The sequence below is a fragment of the Amycolatopsis sp. NPDC114484 genome (assembly GCF_055633755.1).
In genome coordinates, this window is sequence record NZ_JBVKDQ010000002.1 from 486,877 (window position 1) to 509,835 (window position 22,959).

The following is a 22,959-nucleotide window of genomic DNA, read 5'->3' on the forward strand; positions in this document are numbered from 1 at the left end:
GCGGCGCAGTATAGGGCGTTATACACTGACGTCGAGCGCGGTGACCGAAACCTGCTGGACTCCGGGCGTGGCGCGGACGTTGACTGGCCGCAGCAGCCCGTCGGTCGTTTCGGAGGTTCAGTGAGGTTCGGCATCGCCGCGCGGTTCGTCGCGCTCGCCGTCGCGTGGGGCGCGAGTTTTCTGTTCATCAAGGTGGGCCTGGAGGGGCTGTCGCCGGCTCAGGTGGCATTGGCCCGGGTCGCCCTGGGCGCGTTGACACTGGGCGCGTTCCTGGTGCTGCGCAGGCGATCGCTCCCCCGCGATCCCGCGTTGTGGGCGCATCTCGCGGTGGTTTCGGTGCTGTTCTGCGTGGGCCCGTTTCTGCTGTACTCGTGGGCCGAGCAGTACGTGGCGTCCGGGCTCGCCAGCATCTTCAACGCCACCACTCCCCTGCTGACCATGCTGTTCGCCGCGGCCGCCCTGCCCGCCGAGCGGCTCACCCGGCCGAAAACCGCCGGTCTGCTGATCGGCTTCGCGGGCGTGCTCACCCTCGTCGGCGTCTGGCGCGGGATCGACCTCAGCCACGAAGTCCTCGCGCAACTGGCCTGCCTCGGCGCGACCACCTGCTACGGCATGGCCTTCGTCTATCTGCGGAAGTTCGTGTCGCCCCGCAATCCCGACCCGGTCGTCGTCGCGTTCGGGCAGACCGGTTTCGCCACCGTCGTTCTTCTCGCCGCGACACCGGCGATCGCGGCGCAGCCGGTGCACCTGAATCTCGCTGTGGTCCTGTCCATGCTCGCGCTCGGCGTGCTCGGCACCGGCGTGGCTTACACCTGGAACACCGCCATCGCCGCTGCCTGGGGCGCCGCCAACGCCTCCGCTGTGACCTACCTCACTCCAGTGGTCGGGGTGCTGCTCGGCGTGCTGGTCCTCGACGAGCCGGTGCACTGGAACGAACCCGTCGGAGCGCTGCTCGTGGTGCTCGGGATCCTGGCGTCGCACGGGAGGCTTTCCCGGGCGCGGCAACCGGTCCTGGAACGGGTCTGAAACGGCCTGTGGGGCCGCCGGAGTTCCGGCGGCCCCACAGGTTTCGCGTTGCGGTTACAGGTACTGACCGGTGTTCGTGGCGGTGTCGATCGCCCGCCCCGATTCCTGGTTCTTGCCGGTGACGAGCGTGCGGATGTAGACGATCCGCTCGCCCTTCTTGCCGGAGATCCGGGCCCAGTCGTCCGGGTTGGTGGTGTTGGGCAGGTCCTCGTTCTCCGCGAACTCGTCGACGATCGCGTCCAGCAGGTGCTGCACGCGCAGGCCGGGCTGCTGGGTCTCCAGCACCGACTTGATCGCCGACTTCTTCGCCCGGTCCACGATGTTCTGGATCATCGCGCCCGAGTTGAAGTCGCGGAAGTACAGGACTTCCTTGTCCCCGTTGGCGTAGGTGACCTCCAGGAACCGGTTCTCGTCGCTCTCCTCGTACATCCGCTCGACGGTGTGCTGGATCATCGCGTCGAACGTCGCCTTGGAGTCCCCGCCGAACTCCGCCAGGTCGTCGGCGTGGATCGGCAGGCCCTCGGCCAGGTACTTCGAGAAGATGTCCTTCGCGCCCTCGGCGTCGGGCCGTTCGATCTTGATCTTCACGTCGAGCCGGCCCGGCCGCAGGATCGCCGGGTCGATCATGTCCTCGCGGTTGGAGGCGCCGATGACGATGACGTTCTCCAGTCCCTCGACGCCGTCGATCTCCGACAGCAGCTGCGGCACGATCGTGGTCTCCACGTCGGAGGACACGCCCGAGCCGCGGGTGCGGAAGATCGAGTCCATCTCGTCGAAGAACACGATGACCGGGGTGCCCTCGGAGGCCTTTTCCCGCGCCCGCTGGAAGATCAGCCGGATCGACCGCTCGGTCTCGCCGACGAACTTGTTCAGCAGCTCCGGACCCTTGATGTTGAGGAAGTAGGACTTGCCGTCCGCGTTGTCGCCGCGGGCCTCGGCCACCTTCTTCGCCAGGGAGTTCGCCACCGCCTTGGCGATGAGCGTCTTCCCGCAGCCCGGCGGGCCGTACAGCAGGACGCCCTTGGGCGGGCGCAGCTGGTACTGCTGGTAGAGGTCCGCGTGCAGGAACGGCAGCTCCACGGCGTCGCGGATCTGCTCGATCTGCCGGGTCAGGCCGCCGATGTCCTCGTAGCGGACGTCCGGCACCTCCTCCAGCACGAGGTCCTCGACCTCGGCCTTCGGCACCCGCTCGTAGGCGTAGCCCGCCTTCGAGTCCACCAGCAGCGAATCGCCCGGTTTGAGCGGCTGCTCGGAGAGCGGATCGGAGAGCAGGACGACCCGCTCCTCGTCCGCGTGGCCGACGACGAGAGCGCGCGTGCTGCCGCCCTCGACGTCCGGTGCGAGCACTTCGCGCAGCGCGCACACCTCGCCGGTGCGCTCGAAATCGCCGCCTTCGACGACTGTGAGCGCCTCGTTGAGCCGCAACGCCTGCCCGCGCCGCAGCGACGAGACCTCCACCGCGGGCGACACCGAGACGCGCATCTTGCGCCCCGCGGTGTAGACGTCCACCGTGTTGTCCTCGTACGCCTCGACGAACACCCCGTAGCCGCTCGGCGGCTGGGCCAGCCGGTCGACCTCTTCGCGGAGGGCGAGCAGCTGACCCCGCGCCTCGCGCAGGGTTTCGACGAGTTTCGTGTTCCGCTCGGTGAGCTGACTCACCCGTTCCGACGCCTCGGCAAGGCGTTGTTCGAGAACGCGGTTCTGTCGCGGGGAATCGGTGAGCCTGCGGCGCAGCAGCGCCACTTCTTCCTCGAGAAAACGGATCTGCCGGGCTTGTTCCTCTGATGTCTGCCCTGCTCCGCCGGTTGCTGAAGGGTCGGCCTCCTCGCGCCGACCTCCGGGAAGGTCATGATGCATCGGGCACCTCCTCGGAGTGCTTTTCATTCCACGGTACCGGCGATCACCGACAAGAAAAGGCCTTTCCGCATCACAAGACCGGCGCGTCGCGCTTTTTCTCGGGGCCAGCACGGCCGCGAGCGCAGCGCAAGCGGCCGATTCGGTGCCGCGGAGGGGAATCCGCACCGCGCCGGTTTCCGCAACGCGGAACTGAACGCCCCGCGGATGCCCTGCCGCACTACCCGCGAACCCGACTTGCGGGTTGGCTGCGCGTGAACGCGCGCGGCTGGCTAGCATCCCCGGGTGGCCACGCTCCGCACGTGGCCAGGACTTTCGTTCGCACGGCAGGGGGAACCGAGATGACTTATCCGCCGCAGCAGCCCGGCGGCTACGGACAGCAGCCGAACCCGTACGGGCAGCAGCCCGGCGGCCAGCAGCCGTACGGGCAGCCTCAGCAGGGCGGATGGAACCAGGGCGGGCAGCCGCCGCAGGGCCCGCAGTCCGGCGGATTCCCCTCCGCTCCCGGCCCCGGCGGTCCCGGCGCACCCGGCCAGGGCGGCCCCTACCAGGGCGGATACCAGCAGCCGAGCGGTCCCCAGCAGTACGGGCAGCAGCCGGACCAGTTCGGGCAGTACGGGCAGCAGGCCGACCAGTTCGGACAGCAGCCCGGGCAGTTCGGACAGCCCGGCGGGCCGTTCGGGCAGCAGCCGGGAGGCCAGTTCGGCGGGTTCGGCGAGGAGCCGCCGAAAAAGAAGAAGACCGGCCTGATCGTCGGCATCGCGGTCGCCGCGGTGGTCGTCCTCGGCGGCGCGACCGGCCTCGTCATCTGGCTCAACGGCGACAGCAAGGACAACAAGACCGCGGCCCCGGCCGCGTCGTCCTCGGCCCCGGCCGCCGGACCGCAGTCCAGCGGCCCGAGCGGCAGTTCGTCGTCGTCCCCGTCGAGTTCGTCGTCGTCGGGTTCGAGCAGCGGCAACTACCCGGCCGCGTCCGGTGCGAAGGCCACGTCGGGCGAGCTGTTCGAGGCCGCTTCCGCGGCGTACAACAGTTCCGACACCGACGGGCTGTACTCGATGCTCTGCACCAGCCTCACCAAAGGCCAGAAGCCGACCGACAAGATGCCCTCGGGCATCCACTTCGAGCTGACCAGCAGCCCGCAGGAAAGCGGCGACCAGGCCACGGTGAAGTACCACGTCACCACGTCCAGCAAGACCGCCGACGGCACCCTCACCGCCCTGCGCCAGGGCGGGGCCTGGTGCCTCGGGAAGGTCAGCACGGACCACTAGGTGAGACGCCGGCTCAGCACGGCACTCGTCCTGCTCGCAGTCGTTGTCGCGGGCGGTGTCCTCGGCCTGGTCTTGATCAGCCTGCCGGGGCCCGCCCGCACCACCACGGAACCGCCCGTTCCCCCGCCTCCGCCGCGAACGAGCGCGCCGGCGACTCCCGCGCCCGCGGCGGATCAGGCCGCGATCGCCGCGCTGGCGCACACTCTCGTCGACGCGATCACGCGCGCCGACTCCGCTGAATTCGGCACTCTCACCTGCAAACCGCAAACTGCGGCGGCGCTGAAGGAACTCCAGGCGAAATGGGACGCCGCGGGCCCGCTTCGCGTCTCACTCCCTGGACAGCCGGTGATCGCGGGCGACGACGCCACCGTGACTGTGCGGGTCGAAGGCGCTGGCGGGCACAAGGACACGCCGTTCCCGCTGCGGCGCGAGAACGGTCGTTGGTGCGTCCCTGGTTAGCCTTTGCCCTTGCTGGGCCGTCGTGAAACACGCGGCGACACTGTGCCGTCGGCGAGACGGCGGGCGGTGAGCAGGAAAGCGGTGTGCGCGACCATCCGGTGGTCCGGCCGCACCGCGAGGCCGACGACGTGCCAAGGCCGCATCAGCGTCTCCCACGACTCCGGCTCGGTCCAGCACTGCTGTTCCCGCAGCGATTCCGTGACGCGGGACAGCTGGGTGACCGTGGCGACGTAGACGGTCAGCACCCCGCCGGGCACGAGGTGCGCGGCGACGTTCGGCAACTGGTCCCACGGCGCGAGCATGTCCAGCACGACCCGGTCGACCTCGCCGGTGTGCGTGGCCAGATCGGCGACGGTGAGCGTCCAGTTGTCCGGCTTCTCGCCGAAGAACTTCACGACGTTGCGCTCGGCGTGCTCGGCGTGGTCGTCGCGGATCTCGTAGGAGAACACCTGTCCCGCCGGACCGACAGCGCGCAGCAGCGAGCACGTGAGCGCACCCGAACCGGCGCCGGCTTCGAGGACGCGCGCGCCCGGGAAGATGTCGCCCCACATCACGATCTGCGCGGCGTCCTTGGGGTAGATCACCTGCGCGCCGCGCGGCATCGACAGCACGTAGTCCGGCAGCAACGGCCGCAGCGCGAGATACGTGCTGCCGCCCGCCGAAGTGACCACGCTGCCCTCGGGACGGCCGATGAGGTCGTCGTGCGCGAGGGCGCCGCGGTGCGTGTGGTACTCGCCGCCGTCGGCGAGCGTGAGGGTGTAGTGCCTGCCTTTCGAGTCCGTCAGCTGAACCCGGTCACCTGCACGAAACGGTCCGCTGACCGACAACTTCTTCCTCCACTGCAAACCCGGAACGCCGACGTCGAATCCTCGCAGGTCGTCCCGCGCCCGTCGTGCGCGGGTGCCTCACTGAGCGCGACGGCCCTGCATCAGCGCGGTCCGCAGGTCCTCCCGGCGCAACACGCCTGCCGGACGGCCCTCGTCGTCGACCACGAGGAACTGCCAGGCAGGCGTCTCGCGCACGCGCTCGGCGATCTCCTCCCCCGGTTCCGACGCGAGCAGCACGGTCTCCGCGCGGATCGGCTCGGCGGCCTGTTCGGCGGGCGCGTGCGGACTGATGCTCGCCAGCTGCTGCGCGGCTTGCTCGTCCAGCAATCCCGCCGCGACGCCGTCCGCGCGCACCAGCACGACGCCCCGTCCCGCCGACGCGGCCAACGCGTCGGAGACCGGGCTTTCCGCGGGCAGCTGCAGCACCGGACGCACCAAATCGGACAGTTCCAGCCCGGCAGGCCAGCCGCGCCGGGCTTCCGCTGCCAGTTCGGACCGCGCGCCGAGGATCACGAACCACGCCGTCACGACGCACACGCCGAGCCGCAGCCAGCGGTCCGGGCTCTGCATCGCCAGCCCGAGAAGCGCCCAGACGATCAGCCCGGTCGCGACCAGCGCGCCGCCGGCGACCGCGGCCGTCGTTCCCTTTGCCCGCAACCCGGTCATCGCCCAGACCCCGGCGCGCACGAGCCGTCCGCCGTCCAGCGGCAATCCCGGCAGCAGGTTGAACAACCCGACCGCGAAGTTGGCCACCGCGCACTCGGCGACCAGCAGCCACACCGCGCCGTCCGGCGGCACCGCGAACAGCAGCAGCGAACAGAATCCGCCCAGCACCAGCGAAACCGCCGGACCCGCCGCGGCGACAAGCCCTTCCTGTCCCGGCCGTCGCGGCGTACGGGCCACTTCGGACAGTCCGCCGAGAAGGAAGAGCCGCAACCGCCGGACCGGAATCCCGAGCCGCAGCGCGACGAGACAGTGCCCCAGTTCGTGCGCGAGCACGGAAAGCCCGAGCAGCACCGCGAACGCGGCGGCGAGCAGCCAGGCGGTCGGCGTGGAAACGTCCGGCAGCAGCCGTCCGACCAGCGGCGCGTAGAGCACCACGATGATCAGCGACCCGATCCACCACGACGGGGCGAGCAAAACGGGCACCCCGCCGACCCGGAACAGCAGCAGCCCGCCGTCCCCGCCGGCGCGCCGGGAGGGCCCGGCACCGTGCTGACTGGTCGCGGCCATGCCGGACAGCGTAGGGGTCGGCATGTGGGAAGCCGGTGACCCGGTAGCCCCGGACGAGTGGTGTCGCCCGAGCCGCGCCCGGTTCAGCGCTCCTCCCCGCCATGCCGCGGCTTCCCAGATTCTCCCGCCTCCCCGCCCGTCCTTCCCCACCTGATCAACGACCGCACCGGTGCCCCCCCTCAGCTCGCAGCACGCAAGACTCATTCCCTCCGCCCCCATCGGCGGCGCTCCGCTCCCCCGAAAAAGCACAACCCACCTCTCCCCCTCTCCCACCTCTCCCGACTCGCCCACCACGCGAGATCGCGCTGGCGTCTGACCCGAACGGCGTGCACGGCCCCCCGGCCGGGCGCGCCGTTCGGGTCAGACGCCAGCTTGACGGCGATCTCGCCGCCCCGGCGAAGCCGGGGCCAACACAATTGTCGTACCCCGGCGTTACGCTCTGCCCCATGTCCGACACCGCCACGGTCACCACCCCTCCCGAGGCCGGCGCGCCCGCCAGGAGGCGGCCCGCGTTGTCGCCGTCCCGGGCGAGCGACTTCAAGCAGTGCCCGCTGCTCTACCGGTTCCGCGCGGTCGACCGGCTGCCGGAGGTGCCCACTCGGGCGCAGCTGCGCGGCACGCTCGTCCACGCGGTTTTGGAGCGGCTTTTCGCCCTCCCCGCCGCAGAACGCGTCGCTCCGCGCGCGAAAGAGCTGCTGGCGCCGACGTGGACGGAGCTGTCCGCCGACAGTCCGGAGTGGACAGAGCTGTTCGCGGACGGCGAACCGGGCGAGACCGACAAGTGGCTGGCTTCGGCCGAAAAACTGCTCGACTCGTACTTCGAGCTGGAGGATCCGCGCAGGCTGGAGCCGGAGGCGTGCGAGCTGCACGTGGAGATCGAGCTGGGCTCGGGGGTGCTGCTGCGCGGGTACATCGACCGGGTGGATGTCGCGCCGACCGGCGAAATCCGGGTCGTGGACTACAAAACCGGCGCCGCCCCGCGGGAAATCGGCGAGGCGAAGGCCTTGTTCCAGATGAAGTTCTACGCGCTGGTGCTGTGGCGGTTGCGCGGGGTCGTCCCGCGGCAGCTGAAGCTGATGTACCTCACGGACGGCCAGTCGCTGGCCTACACGCCGGACGAGGCCGAGCTGGTCCGGTTCGAGCGCACCTTGGAAGCGATCTGGCAGGCCATCCTGAAGGCGGGCAAGACCGGCGATTTCCGGCCGAACAAGGGCAAGCTGTGCTCGTGGTGCGATCACCAGGCGCACTGCCCGGAGTTCGGCGGCACCCCGCCGGAGTATCCGGGCTGGCCGGAGCCCGATCCGGGCGAGGAGACGGTATTGGACCGGGCCGACTGATGGGCGACGCGTTCTTCCTCCCGCTCGGCGACGAGCGGTACGAGGCGACTGAGCACACCACCGGCCCGTGGGATCCGGGTGCGCAGCATTTCGGCCCGCCGTCGGCGTTGCTGGTGCGCGGGCTCGAACGGCTGGAGTCGAAGCATCCGGCGCAGCTGGCGCGGGTGACGGTCGAGATCCTCGGCCCGGCTCCGGTGGGCCAGCTGGAGCAGAGGTCGTGGATCGAACGGCCGGGCCGGACGGTCGAATTGGTCCAGTCCGAGCTGTCCGCGAACGGCCGGACGGTCGCGCGGGCGTCGGGGTGGCGGATCGCGACGTCGGACACCGCCGGCATCGCCACCGACGGCGGTCCGCTGCTGCCCGCCGCCGAAGCGGGCAGCGAGGCGGCCTTCCCGGACGACTGGCAGGGCGGGTACCTGCACGCGATCGAATGGCGTTCGGTCCGCGGCGCGATCTCCGCTCCCGGCCCGGCCGCGGTGTGGGGACGGCAGCGGTATCCGCTGGTCGACGGCGAGGAACCCACGGGCCTGCAACGGCTGTTCGCGATCGCCGACTCCGGCAACGGGGTGTCGCACTTCCTGCCGACGGGCCAGTGGTGGTTCATCAACTCGGAACTCACCGTGCACCTGCGCCGGATCCCCGAGGGCGAGTGGATCGGCCTCGACGCGGTGACCCTGGTCGGGCCGCACGGCGTGGGCACCGCGACCAGTACGCTGCACGATCGTTCCGGTCCGGTCGGCACCGGCGCGCAGGCTTTGCTGGTGCGTCCGCGACAGGCCGGGGGCGGATGAGCGCGCCGCGGCGCACGAGTCCGATAGCCTTCGCGGAACGACCGACAAGGGAGCGCTCCGGCATGCAGATCACCTCGGTGGTCAACCAGAAGGGCGGGGTGGGCAAAACCTCGCTGAGCGTGGGCGCGGCCGCGGCCCTCGCCGAACGCGGCAGGCGGGTGCTGCTCGTCGACCTCGACCCGCAGGGGCACGCGACCACCGAGATGCTCGGCATGGACGAGGTCCCGGCGGACGCGCCGAGCCTGGCGAAGGCGCTGACGAAGCTGTGGAAGGGCCCGATCGAGCAGCTGGCGGTGCCGCATCCGCGCAGCAACCTGGGCCGCGGCGGCGCGTTGGACGTGATCCCGACGTCGCCGGGGATGTTCGACCTGATCCGCAGGCTGGACCAGTTCCGCGTGCCCGGCTGGCAGCTGGCGAGGGTGATCCAGTTCGCCCACTACGACCACGTGATCATCGACTGCCCGCCCGCCCAGGACGTCCTGACGAACAACGCCCTTGCCGCCTCGCACGGCATCCTGGTCCCGGTCCAGCCGGACAAAACGAGCATCCGAGCCCTGCGCCTGCTGTCGGAACAGGTCCGCTACGTGGAACAGACCACCGGCCGCGCCCCCATCGCGTGGTTCGGCATCGTCCCGGGTTTGTACCGCCGCCCCATCTCGCACTACGCCGCGGCCTCGCTGCAGGAGATGTACTCCTTCGGCGTCCCCATGCTCTCGCACGTCCCGCTGGGCGTGGTGATGAACGAGGCCGCCGCCCACGGCGTCCCGGTGACCACCTTCGCCCCGGAAACCATCCAAGCCGTGTCGTTCCGGGAGATCGCCGAAACCCTGGACAGCTACCTCGCGCAGAACCCCGGCCCCACTGAAGTCCCCGCCGACGACGAGTTCGTGTTCGAGGACTTCATTTCCGAGGTCGCGGTCGCCCGCAACGTCAACGACAACGGCGCGCGCAAGAAGCTGTACGACCTGATGCCCAAGCGCCCGAACCGCCCGCGCTAAACACTGTCCACTTCAGACCAGCTGGACCGAACCGCGGGATCGCTAAAAGCGATCCCGCCCGCGGCGGCGAAGCCGACGCCAAAAACACAGCCTGGTGACCCTTTACAGCCAACAGAACCGATACCCGACTACAACCGGCAGGACCGAATATCCGACGCCAGCACCGCCTTCGCCCCGGTCTCCGCCAGCTCGTCCATGATCCGGTTGACTTCCTTGCGCGGCACCATCGCCCGCACCGCGACCCACTTCTCGTCCGCCAACGGAGCCACAGTCGGCGACTCCAGCCCCGGCGTGATCGAAATGGCCCGCTCGAGAATCTCCCGCGGGCAGTCATAATCCAGCATCATGTAGTGCTGCGCGAACACCACACCCTGCAACCGAGCCGCCAGCTGCGACTTAGCCCGCGACCCCTCGCTCCCGGCCCGCTGCAGCAACACCGCCTCGGACGCGCAGATCGGCTCCCCGAACGCCACCAGATTGTGCTGCCGCAACGACCTTCCGGACTCGACCACGTCCGCGATCGCGTCCGCGACCCCGAGCTGGATCGAGATCTCGACCGCCCCGTCGAGGCGGATCACCTCGGCCTCGACCCCGTGCCGGGCGAGGTCGTCGCGGACCAGCCGCGGATACGAAGTGGCGAGCCGCTTCCCGTGCAGATCAGCCGGTTTCCAGTCGCGGCCGGCGGGTGCGGCGTACCGGAACGTCGACGCCCCGAAGCCGAGCGCGAGCACCTCGTCGACCGGCGCCCCCGAATCGAGCGCGAGGTCGCGTCCGGTGATCCCCAGGTCCAGGTCGCCGGAACCGACGTAGATGGCGATGTCCTTGGGGCGGAGGAAGAAGAACTCGACCTCGTTGACCGGGTCGAGGACGGTCAGGTCCTTGCCGTCATGTCGCTTGCGGTAGCCCGCCTCGGAAAGCATCTCCGCCGACGCGGCGGCGAGGGCTCCCTTGTTCGGCACGGCAACACGCAGCATTCGCTCTTCTCCTCGGTCTCCGGTGCGCGAGCGCGTCACAGGTAGCGGTACACGTCCTCGGTCGAGATTCCCCGGCCGAGCATGAGCACCTGCACCCGGTACAGCAGTTGCGAGATCTCCTCCGACAGCCGGTCGTCGGACTCGTGCTCGGCGGCGATCCACACCTCGCCCGCCTCTTCGAGCACCTTCTTGCCCTGTGCGTGCACCCCGGCGTCCAGTGCGGCGACGGTGCCGGACCCGTCGGGACGGGTACGCGCGCGCTCGGCAAGCTCCGCGAACAGCTCATCGAAGGTCTTCACGAGGCCGGATCCTTTCATCCCGCGCTCGTCCGCGCCGTTCCGGGTGACCCGGATGCCGCCGAGGTCACAGCGACGGCAGCAGCGCGGCCAGTTCGGGCACGCCGACGCCGGCCAGCGACGTGCGGAAGACCCGGCGCGGACCGTCCGGGACGGCCACGTCGTTGGGCACGACGAGCACCGTGCAGCCAGCGCTTTCGGCCGATTCCGCGCCCGGCGGCGAATCCTCGACCGCGACGCACCGCTCCGGTGCCACGCCGAGCAGTTCGGCGGCCTTCAGGTACGGCCGCGGGAGGGGCTTGTTCTGGCCGTCGACCTCGTCCCCGCAGACCGTGACGTCGAAGAAGTCCCGCCCGATCGTGTCGAGCGCGAGTTCGGTCAGCGCCCGTTCGGTGGAGGTGACCAGCGCGGACTTGAGCCCGGCCGCGCGGACCGCGGCCAGCGCCTCGCGCGCGCCCGGACGCCACGGCAGCGCGTCGTCGAACAGCCCGGCGGTGCGGCGGCGGATCCACTCCCCCGTTTCCGCGACCGCCTCCGGAGTGACCGGGCGGCCGGTCTGCTCGAGCAGCACGGTGGCGGTGGCGTCCATGTTGGACCCCACGAGCGTCATCCGGATTTCCTCCGAAAGCGTGCCGCCGAGCGCCTCGGCGGCCTCGTACAGCGCGACGTCCCACAGTTTCTCGGAATCGACGAGGGTGCCGTCCATGTCCCAGAGGACAGCCGCCAGTCCGTCCGAAGAGGACGGTGCAGTCACAGTTTCTCCTTGCCCGGTGCGCCGCTCCGGCCGGGCGCGCTCCCCTCCAGCGTCCCACGCGGGCCGCCGTGAGCGGGGCCACACCCGCTCCGTGACACGCGGGGGCGGACACGCTGCGCAGCGTAGGTGCCGGAGGCCGTAGGCTGGTCAGGTGAGTGAGCCTGTCGACGACACCCCGCGGCCCGGCGACCCGGAGCAGGACCGCGCCGATGCCCAACGCCCGATCATGATTTTGGCCTTCGAGGGCTGGAATGATGCCGGCGACGCGGCCAGTCAGGCGATCGAGCACCTCCAGCTCACCTGGGACGCGACACCGCTGGCCGAGCTCGAGCCGGACGACTACTACGACTTCCAGGTCAGCCGCCCCACGGTGAAGATGGTCGACGGCATCACCCGGCGGGTCGAATGGCCGACCACGCGGCTGTCGGTGTGCCGTCCCGAGGGCTTCGACCGCGACCTCGTGCTGGTGCAGGGCCCGGAGCCGAACATGCGCTGGCGGAAGTTCTGCGCGGAGATCGTGGAGCACGTCCAGGAACTCGACGTGTCGATGGTGGTGGCGCTCGGCGCCCTGCTGGCCGACACCGCGCACACCCGTCCGGTCCCGGTGACCGGGACGGCCTACGACAAGGACACCGCGAGCAAGTACCGGCTCGAGGTGAGCAACTACCAGGGCCCGACCGGGATCGTCGGCATCCTGCAGGACTACTGCGTACAGGCCGGCATCCCGGCGGTGTCGATCTGGGCCGCGGTGCCGCACTACGTCTCGCACCCGCCGTCGCCGAAGGCCACGCTGGCGCTGCTGCACAAGCTGGAGGACGTCCTCGACGTCGAGATCCCGCTCGGCGCGCTGCCGGAGCAGGCCGAGGAATGGCAGCAGACGGTCAGCGAGATGGCCGACGAGGACGAGGAAATCAGCGAGTACGTGCGCGGCCTCGAGGAACGCGGCGACGCCGAGACCGACTTCTCCATGGAAGAGGTCTCGGGCGACAAGATCGCCGCCGAGTTCGAACGCTACCTGCGCCGGCGCCGGCCCGGGCAGGACGGCGGGTTCGGCCTCCGCTGACCCGCTCGCGGGCGGGTGCGATCCCGCCCACGAGAGAGCGAACGCACAGTAGTTCCCGGTCTACGAACAGTGAACTGAGCCGCCCGGCGGGATGACGGCGCCTGCGCCGTTGACTGATCACGCCGCGCTGCTCTGGTGCCTGCCCGAGCACGTCTCGTTGACTGGCCTGGCGCGAGCGACGTCGCGCGGACCAGGAGGTACGAGAATGTTCGGCAAGGCTTTAGCGGCGGCAGTGCTCGCGGCGGGCGCGATCACCGCGTCGGCGGCGACAGCGTCGGCGGCACCGGTTTCGCCGGTGACGTCGAATGATTTGGGCGCCTGCATGGACTACGCGGTGGGCGAGTACGACGTCGAGCCCTGGCTCGCGCACGACGCGTGCGACGCCAGCACGTTCGAGGACTGCTACTGGATCCTCCGCCGCGACTACGTTCCGGCACAGGTCGCGGCGACGGCCTGCCGTCTCTCGTTCGACTGACCCGCGCCCGAGCACAGCCGGGACGCGAACGCGCCGATCGCGTCCCGCTGTGCTCAGGCGGTGAGCAGCTTCCGCACCGGAACCGCGCCCCGGGCCCGCTTCCGCCACTCCCGCGGATAGCCGAGCGACACTTCTTCGAACCGCACCCCGTCCGCGGACGTCGTGCGCGGGATGTGCAGATGCCCGTACACGGCCAGCTCGGCGCGGTAGCGCAGGTGCCAGTCCTCGGTCTGCGTGGTGCCGCACCAGAGCGCGAAATCGGGGTAGTACAACGGGTTCGTCGGGTGCCGGTGCAGCGGCCAGTGCGACATCAGGATCGTGCGGCGGTCCGCCGGGATCGCGTCCAGCCGGTCGCGGCTGACCTTGAGCCGTTGCTCGCACCAGGCCGCGCGCGATTCGTACGGATCCGGGTGCAGGTAGTACTCGTCGGTGCACACGACGCCGATTTCGCGGGCGTGCGCGAGCGCTTCTTCGCGGGTCTTGCCCTCGGTCGCCGGGGTGCGCCAGCTGTAGTCGTAGAACACGAAAAGCGGCGCGATCGTCAGCGGCTCCGGTCCGAAGTCCCACACCGGGAACTCGTCCTCGGGGGTGAGCACGCCGATCTCGCGGCACTGCTCGACCAGGAACTCGTAGCGGGCCTGCCCGCGCAGCTGGCATTCGTCGTTCGGCGTGGTCCACAGCTCGTGGTTGCCCGGGACCCACACGACCTTCGCGAACCGCTCGCGCAGCCTCGCGAGCGTCTCCCGGATGACCTTGGCGGACTCGGCGACGTCCCCGGCGACGAGCAGCCAGTCGCCGGGATCGTCGGGCACGACCTCGTCGACGATCGGGCCGTTGCCCTCGTGGGTCACGTGGAGGTCGCTGGTGGCGAAGAGAGACGGCACTTGTCCACCGTAACGACTTTCCGCGCCCGGGAGCGCCGGAACCGCCCATTCCCCCACCCCAGAACGACCAGGCCGGCGCTCACGTGGAGGCCTGCCTGCACGTTCAGCAGCACTGTCGGACCGGTCACCGCGACGAGCGCGCCGGCCAGCAGCGAACCGGCCGCCGTGCCCGCGGCCATCAGCGCGTACACCGTGCTCAGCACCCGCCCGGCCCGGTCCGGGCCGGTCTCCGCCTGCACGTGCGAGAGCAGCCCGGCACCGGCCACCACGGCGGGCGCGCCGACGGCCATGAACAGCCCGACGTACACCCCGAGCACCGTCGTCGCGCCCGGCAGGTTCCAGATCGCCAGCGACATCAGCCCCGCGGCGACCAGTCCCCAGCCCTGCAACAGGACCGGCGCGACCCGGCGCGCCAGCGTCGCCACCGCGAACCCGGCCGCCAGCCCGCCGATCGCCTGCACCCCGCGCAACAGCCCGGCGTCGGCCTCGCTGCCGCGGAGGAGGTCGAGCACGAACACCACGAACAGCACCAGGAACATGCCCTGCGCGAGCGAGGTCAGCAGCGCCGACACGCTCGTCGGGCGGAGCCGCCTGCCCGCCAGATCGCGGACCCCGGCGAGCCAATCCGTCTGCTCGGGCGCGGTCTTCCGCACCGTGACCCGCCGGAACGGGAACGCGAGCAGCATCCCCGCCACCGCGAGCGCGACGAGGTAGCCGACGATCACGCGATCCAGCCCGCCCCACCCCAGCAGCGCTCCCCCGGCCCAGCCGCCCGCGAGCCGCGCGACGCTGCCGTTCACGCTCATCAGCCCGTTCGCCGAGGTGACGTCCTCCACCCCGACCAACTCCGGCACCAGCGCACTGCGCGCCGGTTCGAACACCGAGGCCAGTCCCGCTTGCCCCGCCATCACCGCGTAGACCGCCGCGACCGGCAGCTCGCCGCCGATCAGCAACGGCAGCACCACGAGCGCCTGCCCGGCGCACACCACGGCCAGCACGACCCGGCGGTCCCATCGGTCGGCGACGACCCCGGCGACCGGGCTCAGCAGCACCGCCGGCAACAGCCCGAGGACGATGCTCAACGCGGTCGTGACCGCCGAACCGGTGCGCACGAACAGGTACACCGGCAGCGCGACCTGCAGCATCCACTCCGCGGTCTCGCCGAAGAACGCCGAGACCCAGAGCCGGGCGAATCCCGGTGCCGCCAGCAGCCGTCTCATGCCGGTTTCCCGTCGTGCCCGATCCGGCGGAAGGCACGCATCGAGAGGAAGACCGCGCGGGCGTCGGCGGGGGCGTCCTCGCGGATAGTGCTGACGTACGGCCGGATCAGGTCGTCGATCGCCTTGGTCAGCGCGTTGACCTCTTCGGGCGTCGCGTTCAGCCCGTAGGAGAAGAATCCGCCGGTCTCGCGCCAGTCCTCGTCCAGCTGCTCGACGGTGTCGAGATACCGCTGGGTCAGCTCCTGCTCCTCGGCCAATTCGGTGCCGGTGACCGCGAGCTGCGCTGCGGTGAGGGCCGGATCGCCGCCCGGGCGGCCGAGCACCAGCCCGACGTGGCGGGCCCGCCACGGCCGCTCCCGTCCGTCGCCGCCCTCGGCCCGCTCGACGAGGCCGTGTTCCGCCAGCTTGCGCAGATGCCAGCTGCAGTTCGACGCCGTCGAGCCGACCGCGTCGGCGCATTCGCTGGCAGTCGACGGGCCGACCGCCATCAGGTGGTGCACCAGCGCCGAGCGCAGCGGGTGCGCGAGCGCGCGCAGCAGCTCGACGTCGTCGATCCGCTTTCGCGGGGGCAACTGCGGGGGCACTTCCGTCATGAGCCGTCCGTCCAAACTCTGAAGGGTTTCTTTCGAAACTGTTCTTTCAGAGTTGCAGGCGGAGGTCCGGGCGTCAAGCCGCCCGGCTACAGCGAGGCGAGGAAGGCGCGCACGCGGTCCAGGAGCACTCCGGCAGCCTTCGGGTCGTACGCGGCCAGCGAGGAGTCGGCGAAGAGGTGCTGGTCGCCGGGATAGACGAACAACTCCGCGTTCGCGGCGGAGCTGACGAGTTCGCGGGCGGACGGCAGGTCCTCCTCGAAGAACTCGTCGTTCTCCTTGCCGTGGATCTGCACCGGAACCCCCTCCGGCCACGTCGTTCCGAACTCCTTGACCGGCAGGCAGGAGTCGAAGAACAGCGCGCCGCGCGCTCCCGGCCGGGTCTGCGCGAGGCGCTGTGCGACGGTGACGCCGAAGGAGAACCCGGCGTACACGAGTTCCTGCCCCAGCGCCTCCGCCTCGGCGATCCCGCGTTCCCGCACCTGCTCGAGTCCAGCCTCGCGGGCGAAGGCGAAGCCGTCTTCGATGCTGGCGAACGTCCGGCCCCCGAACAGATCGGGAGTGTGCACGGTGTGCCCGTCCTGGCGCAGTTCTTCGGCGAAGCCGCGCACGCCGTCGGTCAAGCCCTGGATGTGGTGGTACAGCACGATCTCGGCCATGCCTGAAATCCCCTCAGCAAACGAACCAGTTATGTGGAACGTTCGGCAACGCTAGTCTGTTCAGCCATGGCGAACAACCCGCCCGACTACGAACTCGCCGATCGGCTGGCATTGACCGAACCCGCGCAGGTCAAGGCGATCGGACACCCGTTGCGCACCTCGATCCTGCAGTTGCTGCACGAGCGATCGGCGACCGTGAGCGAACTCGCGGCCGCGGTGCGGCGCCCCAAAAGCACGGTCGCGCATCACGTGCACGTGCTCGCGGTCAACGGCCTGCTCAAGGTCGTTCGCACGCGCCGGGTCCGCGCCGTCGAGGAACGGTTCTACGGCCGCACCGCACGCATGTTCTTCGTCGAGCCGGGACCGGCCATGGGGAACGCGAGGGATTTCAACGACTTCGAGGTCGCGGCACGCGAATCCGCCGCGGCGTTCGAGGCGGGAAAGCTGCGGGGTTTCATCCGGAAGGCACGCATCTCCGCAGACCAGGCCTCGCGGTTCTGGGACCGGATGGCCGAGCTCGTCGAAGAGTTCGACCGGCTGCCCCGGTCCGGAGACACCACCTACGGCTTCGCCGTCGGCATCTACCCCACCGACCATCCGGCCTTGCCGCCGCGAGCACCCTGACCGGCGGGAACGGCCGCCCGAAAAACCGTTTGCGCTCCCCCGCCACCCCCGCGTTACGCTCCCGGCCATCATGGACAGCTGAACCGAGCCCTCCCCGCATCGAGGCCGCTCCCGGTCGAGCCCTGCTCCCGGGACGCCGCGCGTTGCCCGTCGGGGATTTCGCTTCCACCGCAAAGGCCCGGTGCCCACTCATGTCTACTGTCCTGCACGCCTCCGACCTCGTCTTCGGCTACGGCGCCCGCACCGTCCTCAACGGCGTCTCGCTCGTCGCGTCGCCCGGGAGGCGGATCGGTCTCGTCGGCGAGAACGGGGTCGGGAAATCCACCTTGCTCCGGCTGCTCGCCGGGCTTGAAGTCCCGCGCGCCGGCGACGTCGTGCGGCACGGCGACCTCGGCTTTCTCTTCCAGGAGCTGCCGTTCGCCGGCACCGCGACGGTTTCCGACGTTCTCGACGAGGCACTCGCCGAGATCCGCACCGCCGCGGCGACGCTCGACAAGCTGGCCGCCGTGCTCGCCGAACGCCCCGACGACCCGGACGTGCTCAGCGAATACGGCCACGTCCTGGAATGGGCGCAGGCACACGACCTGTGGGACGCGGACCGGCGCGCGGACCTCGTCCTCACCGGTCTCGGGCTCGGCGACATCAAGCACGACCGGCGGCTGCACACGCTGTCGGGCGGGCAGCGGTCGCGGCTCGGGCTCGCCGCGCTGCTGGTGCGGCGGCCGCGCATCCTGCTGCTCGACGAGCCGACCAACCACCTCGACGACAACGCGATGGAATTCCTCGAGCGCCATCTCGCGGAGCTGACCGGCGTCGTCGTGCTGTCCTCGCACGATCGCGTGTTCCTCGACGCGGTCTGCACGGACATCGTGGACCTGGATCCGGTTCCGGCGGACCGCCGCGTCGGCGGCGCGACGCGCTACGGCGGCAGCTACACCGACTATCTCGGCCAGAAAAAAGCCGAACGAGCACGGTGGGAGCAGCGGTTCACCGAAGAACAGGAGGAACTCAAGCAGCTGCGGGAATCCGTGCACGGCACCGCGCGTCGCGTCGCACACAACCGCGCGCCGCGCGACAACGCGAAGATGCTCTACGACTTCAAGACCGGCCGCGTGCAGAAGCAGATTTCCCGTCGGGTCCGCAACGCACAGCTCAAGCTGGACACACTGGAGCGCGAGCAAGTCCGCAAACCGCCTGCGCCGCTTCGGTTTCGGGCCACCCTAACCGCGGACACCGGCGGCGAAGGCCCGGCGGTGTCGTTGCGCGGCATCGCGGTTCCGGGCCGGGTGAAGCTGGACGAGCTGGACGTGGACCGCAGCGCGCGGCTCCTCGTGACCGGCGGCAACGGGGCGGGCAAATCCACACTGCTCTCGGTGCTGGCCGGTCAGCTCACACCGTCGGCCGGGACTGTCCGCTTCGGACCCGGCGTGCGAGTGGGGTTGCTGGAGCAGGACGTCACGTTCGCTCGGCCGAAGCGGACCGCGCAGGAGGTGTACCACGCCGCAGCCGGCGACGCGGCGCCTTCGTTGTCCACGCTCGGGTTGCTGCCGCCGAGGGAGCACGACCGTCCGGTCGGCGAGCTGTCAGTGGGTCAGCGTCGCCGGTTGGCGCTGGCCGTGCTGCTCGCGGAGCCGCCGGACGTGCTGTTGCTGGACGAGCCGACCAACCACCTGTCACTCAGCCTGGCCGAGGAACTGTCCGAAGCGCTCGACAGCGCGCCGGGCGCGGTCGTCCTCGCTTCGCATGATCGGTGGTTGCGCCGCCGCTGGGAAGGCGACCACTTGGCGCTGGCGGATGGCCAACGCCAGGATGTATAGGTCGTTATACAGTTAAGTGCCGTGACAGCGGGCCGAGCCGATGGTGGCTCGGCCCGCTGTCCAGCTTCGGACGGCTCAGAGAACGATGCCCAGCAAGGCGTCCACGGCCTCCTTGATCAAGCCCGGGGCCGCTTGGTCGGTGCCGTCGCGGCGCAGCGCCGAGGTGACCCAGGCGTCGATCGCGGTGAGCGCCTTCGGCGTGTTCAGGTCGTCGGAGAGGTGGTCGCGCAGCCGCGCCACGGTGTCCCCCGCGTCGGGTCCGGCCGGCAGCGCGACCGCTTCGCGCCAGCGGGCCAGCCGCTCCTGCGCGTCGACCAGCAGCTGGCCGGTCCACGCCCGGTCCTCGCGGTAGTGCCCGGCGAACAGGGCGAGCCGGATCGCCGCCGGGTCGACGCCGTCGGCGCGCAGCCGCGACACGAAGACCAGGTTGCCGCGGGACTTCGACATTTTCTCGCCGTCGAGCCCGATCATCCCGGCGTGCACGTAGTGCCGGGCGAACGGATGGTCGGCGGCGACCGCCTCGGCGTGCGCCGCGCTGTACTCGTGGTGCGGGAAGATCAGGTCGGACCCGCCGCCCTGCACGTCGAAGCCGAGCCCGAGCCGGTTCACCGCGATCGCGCTGCATTCGATGTGCCAGCCCGGCCGTCCGGCGCCCAGCTCCGACTCCCACGACGGCTCGCCCTCGCGCGCGACGCGCCACAGCAGCGCGTCCAGCGGGTGCCGCTTGCCGGGACGGTCCGGGTCCCCGCCGCGCTCGGCGAAGAACTTCGCCATGGTCTCGGCGTCGTAGTTCGACTCGTAGCCGAACCGGCCGGTCGCGTTGTGGTCGAAGTAGACGTCCGGGAACTCGGCGTCGTCCGCGCGGTAGGCGCTGCCGTCGGCGAGCAGCTTCGCGATCACCTCGACGATCTCCGGGATCGCCTCGACCGCGCCGACGAACTGGCGCGGCGGCAGCACCCGCAGCGCCTCCATGTCCTCGCGGAACAGCGCCGTCTCGCGCATGCCGAGCACGATCCAGTCGTCCGAATCGCGCTGCGCGCGCTCCAGCAGCGGCTCGTCGATGTCGGTGACGTTCTGGACGTAGTGCACCTCGTGGCCGTTGTCCCGCCACACCCGGTTGACCAGGTCGAACGCGAGGTAGGTGGCGGCGTGGCCGAGGTGGGTGGCGTCATAGGGGGTGATGCCGCAGACGTACATCCGGGCAGCGGCGCCGGGTGCCGTCGGGCGGACCTGCCCGGTCGCGGTGTCGTGAAGCCGGAGGGGGCGGGGCGTGCCGGGCAGCCGGGGCACGGCGACGGATGACCAAGTCTGCATACCTCCGACTGTAAGCGTGACGTCCGTCCGCTTTCCCACCCGGTGGGAGGGACAGCGGTGCCGTCCCTCCCACCGGACCGGTCAAGCCGACTGCCGCGCGGCGTTCGCCCGGACGGCGTCGCGCACGTAGGCCCCGATGCCGGGCCGCTGCTCGTCCTCCCGGACGAGGAACTCCAGCTGCGCGGGCTCGTCCGCGTACAGGTCCGCGATCTTCTGCTGCATCGCGTACCCGCACTCCCCCATCACCGCGGCCAGCATCGCCCGGTGCTCCTCGGCGAGCTGCCCGGCCGCCGGGCTGTCCGCGGGCTCGCCCTTGTCGACGAGCGCGACCAGCCTGCTCGCCCAGTCCTTCCGCCGCCGCTCCGCCTCGGCCCACTGCGCCTTGGTCTCCGGCAGCTGGGTCTGCTTCCACTCCGCGCAGCCGCCCCATCGGCGCACGGCTTCCTCCGCGTAGCCCTCCGGCGGCTGGAACCCGCCGAACACTTCGAACTTCTCCTCGGGCGTCAACGTGTTGCCCATGGCTCTCGCCTCCAGTAATCGATCGACGCCGGCGACCATGCGCGCGATCCGGTCCGCCTTCGCCACCAGCAGCTCGCGCTGCCGTTTCAGGTGCGCGTCGGCGTCGGCTTCCGGCTCCGCGAGCAGGGACGCGATCGTCTCCAGGGGAAAGCCGAGCTCCCGGTAGAGCAGGATCCGCTGCAGCCGGTCGAGATCGGCCTCGTCGTAGCGCCGGTAGCCGGACACGGTCCGCCCGCCCGGCGACAGCAGCCCGATCTCGTCGTAATGGTGCAGCGTGCGCACGGTGACGCCGGCCAGCGCCGCCACCTCGCCCACCCGGTAGTCCATCGCTCTCCCCTGCCTCTTCGGCCGAACGGCCCTTGCGAGAAACCACGATCACGCCTCACGCCGCGTGAGGGTCAAGTCTGGTGGACACCAGGGTCCGGCGCGAGTACGAACGAAGCATGGCTCTGCGCACGCCGATCCGCGCCCGTTCCGCTCTCCCTCCCGGCCCCCGGCTGCCGATGGCGGTCCAGACCGTCCTTTTCGGCGCTTTCCGCGACTCCCTGCTGCCGCTGCTGCGACGGCGCTACGGAGACGTCGTGCGGCTGCGGCTGTACCCGGAGCGGTCGGTCGTGCTGGTCGGGGACCTCGACCTGGTCCGCGAGATCTTCGCCGGTCCGGTCGAGACGTTCCACGCCGGCGAGGGGAACATGGTGCTGAAACCGATGCTGGGCGCGCATTCGGTGCTGCTCACCGACGAGGAGGAGCACCGCCGGGCCCGGAAGCTGCTGATGCCCGCGTTCGGCGGGGCGGCGATGCGCGGGTATCGCGACATGGTCACCGAGCTGACGGTCGCGGAGCTGGAACGGTGGCCGCGGGACCGGGCCTTCCGGGTGCACGACCGGATGCGGGCGCTGACGCTGGAAGTGATCCTGCGGGTCGTTTTCGGGGTGACCGACGGGCCCCGGCTGGCGGAATTGCGGGTGGCGCTGGAGCGGGTCATCGACATCAGCGCGCTGGACCTTTTCGGGTGGCACAGTCCGGCGCTGCAGAGGTTCGGGCCGTGGCGGCGGAACCGGGAGCGGCAGGAGCGGGTCGACCAGCTGCTGTACGCGGAGATCGCCGAGCGGCGGACGGCGCCGGATCTGGCGGAGCGGACCGACGTGCTGTCCCGGCTGCTGACCGTGCCCGGCGACGATCGGCTCAGCGACCTCGAACTGCGCGACCAGCTGATCACGTTGCTGCTGGCCGGACACGAGACCACCGCGACCGCGCTGGCATGGGCGCTGCACGAGCTCGCCCGGGATCCCGCCACCGCCGCGGAAACCACCCGCGCCGCTGACGAGGGCGACGAGAAGTACCTGGAGGCGGTGGCCAAGGAAGCGATGCGGCTGCGGCCGATCATCTCCGAGGTTTCGCGGAAGCTCACGAAGGACATGCGGGTCGGCCCGTATACGGTCCCGGCCGGGCACATGGTGCTGCCGTCGATTTCGCTGATCCACGCGGACCCGGTGCACCATCCGTCGCCGGAGGTGTTCGACCCGGCGCGGTTCCTCGGCAGCGGTCCGCCCACCGGCAGCTGGTTCCCGTTCGGCGGCGGCGCGCGGCGCTGTCTCGGGGCGGGATTCTCGTTGCTGGAAGCGACGATCGTGCTGCGGGAGCTGTTCGCGCGGTACCGGGTCAGCGCGCCCGATCCCCGCCCGGAGCGGGTCAAGACCCGGCACATCACGCTCGTGCCCGGCGACGGTGCGCGGATCATGGTGCGCCGCCGGTAAACCCGTGAGGGGAAGGCGGATTCACGTGGTGGTTGCGACGTGAGGGCCTCGGCTGGGGTGTGCCAGCCGAGGGTCTGGCGCTTTCGTCCGAGACTCGTGCGAGTTCGGTCGCGTTGTGCCGGGACAGGCCGGTGCCCAGGGCGATCGTGCGGTGGTGGGCGATCTCCGCGCCCTGGTCCCCCGGTCAGCGACTTGGACCAGCGGTGTGGCAACAACCCCA

General features: G+C 70.6%; 23 protein-coding genes. 11 read left to right on the forward strand and 12 right to left on the reverse strand.

The features are described from left to right. The first annotated feature begins 120 nt into the window (after positions 1-120). Positions 121-1,026: a DMT family transporter gene (locus ACZ7SW_RS08260; protein ID WP_470229696.1), complete on the forward strand. Its 906-nt coding sequence runs from the start codon at positions 121-123 to the stop codon at positions 1,024-1,026. A gap of 54 nt (positions 1,027-1,080) precedes the next feature. On the opposite strand, the gene arc is transcribed toward ACZ7SW_RS08260, so the two are convergent. Then, positions 1,081-2,883: a proteasome ATPase gene (arc, locus tag ACZ7SW_RS08265; protein ID WP_470229697.1), complete on the reverse strand. Its 1,803-nt coding sequence runs from the start codon at positions 2,881-2,883 to the stop codon at positions 1,081-1,083. 338 nt (positions 2,884-3,221) lie between these two features. On the opposite strand from arc, the gene ACZ7SW_RS08270 reads away from it, so the two are divergent. After that, on the forward strand, positions 3,222-4,148 hold the full coding sequence (locus tag ACZ7SW_RS08270; protein WP_470229698.1) for a hypothetical protein: 927 nt from the start codon (positions 3,222-3,224) through the stop codon (positions 4,146-4,148). Further along, positions 4,149-4,607 carry a hypothetical protein gene (locus ACZ7SW_RS08275; protein ID WP_470229699.1) on the forward strand — a complete coding sequence of 153 codons (459 nt, stop codon included), beginning with the start codon at positions 4,149-4,151 and terminating at the stop codon, positions 4,605-4,607. On the opposite strand, the gene ACZ7SW_RS08280 is transcribed toward ACZ7SW_RS08275, so the two are convergent. Beyond that, complete coding sequence (locus ACZ7SW_RS08280) at positions 4,604-5,434, reverse strand: tRNA (adenine-N1)-methyltransferase (protein ID WP_037806487.1); 831 nt, start codon at positions 5,432-5,434, stop codon at positions 4,604-4,606. The genes ACZ7SW_RS08275 and ACZ7SW_RS08280 overlap by 4 nt on opposite strands. A 78-nt stretch (positions 5,435-5,512) precedes the next feature. Beyond that, positions 5,513-6,667: a M50 family metallopeptidase gene (locus tag ACZ7SW_RS08285; protein ID WP_470229700.1), complete on the reverse strand. Its 1,155-nt coding sequence runs from the start codon at positions 6,665-6,667 to the stop codon at positions 5,513-5,515. 446 nt (positions 6,668-7,113) lie between these two features. Between ACZ7SW_RS08285 and ACZ7SW_RS08290 the strand changes: the two genes are divergently transcribed. The 3 genes from ACZ7SW_RS08290 (at position 7,114) to ACZ7SW_RS08300 (ending at position 9,793) form a co-directional block, all read left to right on the forward strand. Continuing rightward, entirely contained in the window at positions 7,114-8,004 is an 891-nt protein-coding gene (locus ACZ7SW_RS08290) for a RecB family exonuclease (protein WP_470229701.1), read from the forward strand. Further along, a complete protein-coding gene (locus tag ACZ7SW_RS08295) occupies positions 8,004-8,795 on the forward strand; it encodes a thioesterase family protein (RefSeq protein WP_470229702.1) in 792 nt (263 codons plus the stop codon). Before ACZ7SW_RS08290 ends, ACZ7SW_RS08295 begins: the two co-directional genes overlap by 1 nt. 62 nt (positions 8,796-8,857) lie before the next feature. Continuing rightward, entirely contained in the window at positions 8,858-9,793 is a 936-nt protein-coding gene (locus ACZ7SW_RS08300) for a ParA family protein (RefSeq protein ID WP_470229703.1), read from the forward strand. A gap of 128 nt (positions 9,794-9,921) precedes the next feature. Here ACZ7SW_RS08300 and hisG read toward each other — a convergent pair whose 3' ends face one another. The 3 genes from hisG to ACZ7SW_RS08315 form a co-directional block, all read right to left on the reverse strand. Continuing rightward, positions 9,922-10,767: an ATP phosphoribosyltransferase gene (gene hisG, locus ACZ7SW_RS08305; protein ID WP_470229704.1), complete on the reverse strand. Its 846-nt coding sequence runs from the start codon at positions 10,765-10,767 to the stop codon at positions 9,922-9,924. Between the two features lie 35 nt (positions 10,768-10,802). After that, complete coding sequence (locus ACZ7SW_RS08310) at positions 10,803-11,066, reverse strand: phosphoribosyl-ATP diphosphatase (RefSeq protein ID WP_027927607.1); 264 nt, start codon at positions 11,064-11,066, stop codon at positions 10,803-10,805. 64 nt (positions 11,067-11,130) lie between these two features. Continuing rightward, on the reverse strand, positions 11,131-11,817 hold the full coding sequence (locus tag ACZ7SW_RS08315; protein ID WP_470229705.1) for an HAD family hydrolase: 687 nt from the start codon (positions 11,815-11,817) through the stop codon (positions 11,131-11,133). Positions 11,818-11,968: 151 nt separating this feature from the next. Here ACZ7SW_RS08315 and ACZ7SW_RS08320 point away from each other — a divergent pair, with 151 nt between their 5' ends. Both ACZ7SW_RS08320 and ACZ7SW_RS08325 read left to right on the forward strand, forming a co-directional pair. Continuing rightward, positions 11,969-12,880, forward strand: coding sequence for a PAC2 family protein (locus tag ACZ7SW_RS08320; protein WP_470229706.1), 912 nt, complete (start codon positions 11,969-11,971; stop codon positions 12,878-12,880). A 205-nt stretch (positions 12,881-13,085) separates the two neighbouring features. After that, on the forward strand, positions 13,086-13,355 hold the full coding sequence (locus ACZ7SW_RS08325; protein WP_470229707.1) for a hypothetical protein: 270 nt from the start codon (positions 13,086-13,088) through the stop codon (positions 13,353-13,355). 53 nt (positions 13,356-13,408) lie between these two features. Here the strand turns inward: ACZ7SW_RS08325 and ACZ7SW_RS08330 are convergent, their stop codons facing one another. The 4 genes from ACZ7SW_RS08330 to ACZ7SW_RS08345 all read right to left on the reverse strand — a co-directional run bounded on the left by ACZ7SW_RS08330 (position 13,409) and on the right by ACZ7SW_RS08345 (position 16,708). Beyond that, the gene (locus tag ACZ7SW_RS08330) at positions 13,409-14,239 is read right to left on the reverse strand and encodes a metallophosphoesterase family protein (RefSeq protein WP_470229708.1); all 831 of its coding nucleotides are present in this window, start codon (positions 14,237-14,239) and stop codon (positions 13,409-13,411) included. Beyond that, positions 14,203-15,459, reverse strand: coding sequence for an MFS transporter (locus ACZ7SW_RS08335; protein ID WP_470229709.1), 1,257 nt, complete (start codon positions 15,457-15,459; stop codon positions 14,203-14,205). Before ACZ7SW_RS08335 ends, ACZ7SW_RS08330 begins: the two co-directional genes overlap by 37 nt. After that, positions 15,456-16,052, reverse strand: a complete 597-nt coding sequence (locus ACZ7SW_RS08340; protein ID WP_470229710.1) for an ArsR/SmtB family transcription factor — start codon at positions 16,050-16,052, stop codon at positions 15,456-15,458. Before ACZ7SW_RS08340 ends, ACZ7SW_RS08335 begins: the two co-directional genes overlap by 4 nt. An 86-nt stretch (positions 16,053-16,138) precedes the next feature. Next, complete coding sequence (locus ACZ7SW_RS08345; protein ID WP_470229711.1) at positions 16,139-16,708, reverse strand: dienelactone hydrolase family protein; 570 nt, start codon at positions 16,706-16,708, stop codon at positions 16,139-16,141. Positions 16,709-16,774: 66 nt separating this feature from the next. On the opposite strand from ACZ7SW_RS08345, the gene ACZ7SW_RS08350 reads away from it, so the two are divergent. Continuing rightward, the gene (locus ACZ7SW_RS08350) at positions 16,775-17,332 is read left to right on the forward strand and encodes an ArsR/SmtB family transcription factor (protein WP_470229712.1); all 558 of its coding nucleotides are present in this window, start codon (positions 16,775-16,777) and stop codon (positions 17,330-17,332) included. A 191-nt stretch (positions 17,333-17,523) separates the two neighbouring features. Next, on the forward strand, positions 17,524-19,149 hold the full coding sequence (locus ACZ7SW_RS08355; RefSeq protein ID WP_470229713.1) for an ABC-F family ATP-binding cassette domain-containing protein: 1,626 nt from the start codon (positions 17,524-17,526) through the stop codon (positions 19,147-19,149). 75 nt (positions 19,150-19,224) lie between these two features. On the opposite strand, the gene mshC is transcribed toward ACZ7SW_RS08355, so the two are convergent. Further along, on the reverse strand, positions 19,225-20,463 hold the full coding sequence (gene mshC, locus ACZ7SW_RS08360) for a cysteine--1-D-myo-inosityl 2-amino-2-deoxy-alpha-D-glucopyranoside ligase (RefSeq protein ID WP_470229714.1): 1,239 nt from the start codon (positions 20,461-20,463) through the stop codon (positions 19,225-19,227). A gap of 81 nt (positions 20,464-20,544) precedes the next feature. Continuing rightward, complete coding sequence (locus ACZ7SW_RS08365) at positions 20,545-21,309, reverse strand: MerR family transcriptional regulator (RefSeq protein ID WP_470229715.1); 765 nt, start codon at positions 21,307-21,309, stop codon at positions 20,545-20,547. Between the two features lie 116 nt (positions 21,310-21,425). Between ACZ7SW_RS08365 and ACZ7SW_RS08370 the strand changes: the two genes are divergently transcribed. Then, positions 21,426-22,739, forward strand: a complete 1,314-nt coding sequence (locus ACZ7SW_RS08370; protein WP_470229928.1) for a cytochrome P450 — start codon at positions 21,426-21,428, stop codon at positions 22,737-22,739. The last annotated feature ends 220 nt before the right edge of the window (positions 22,740-22,959 follow it).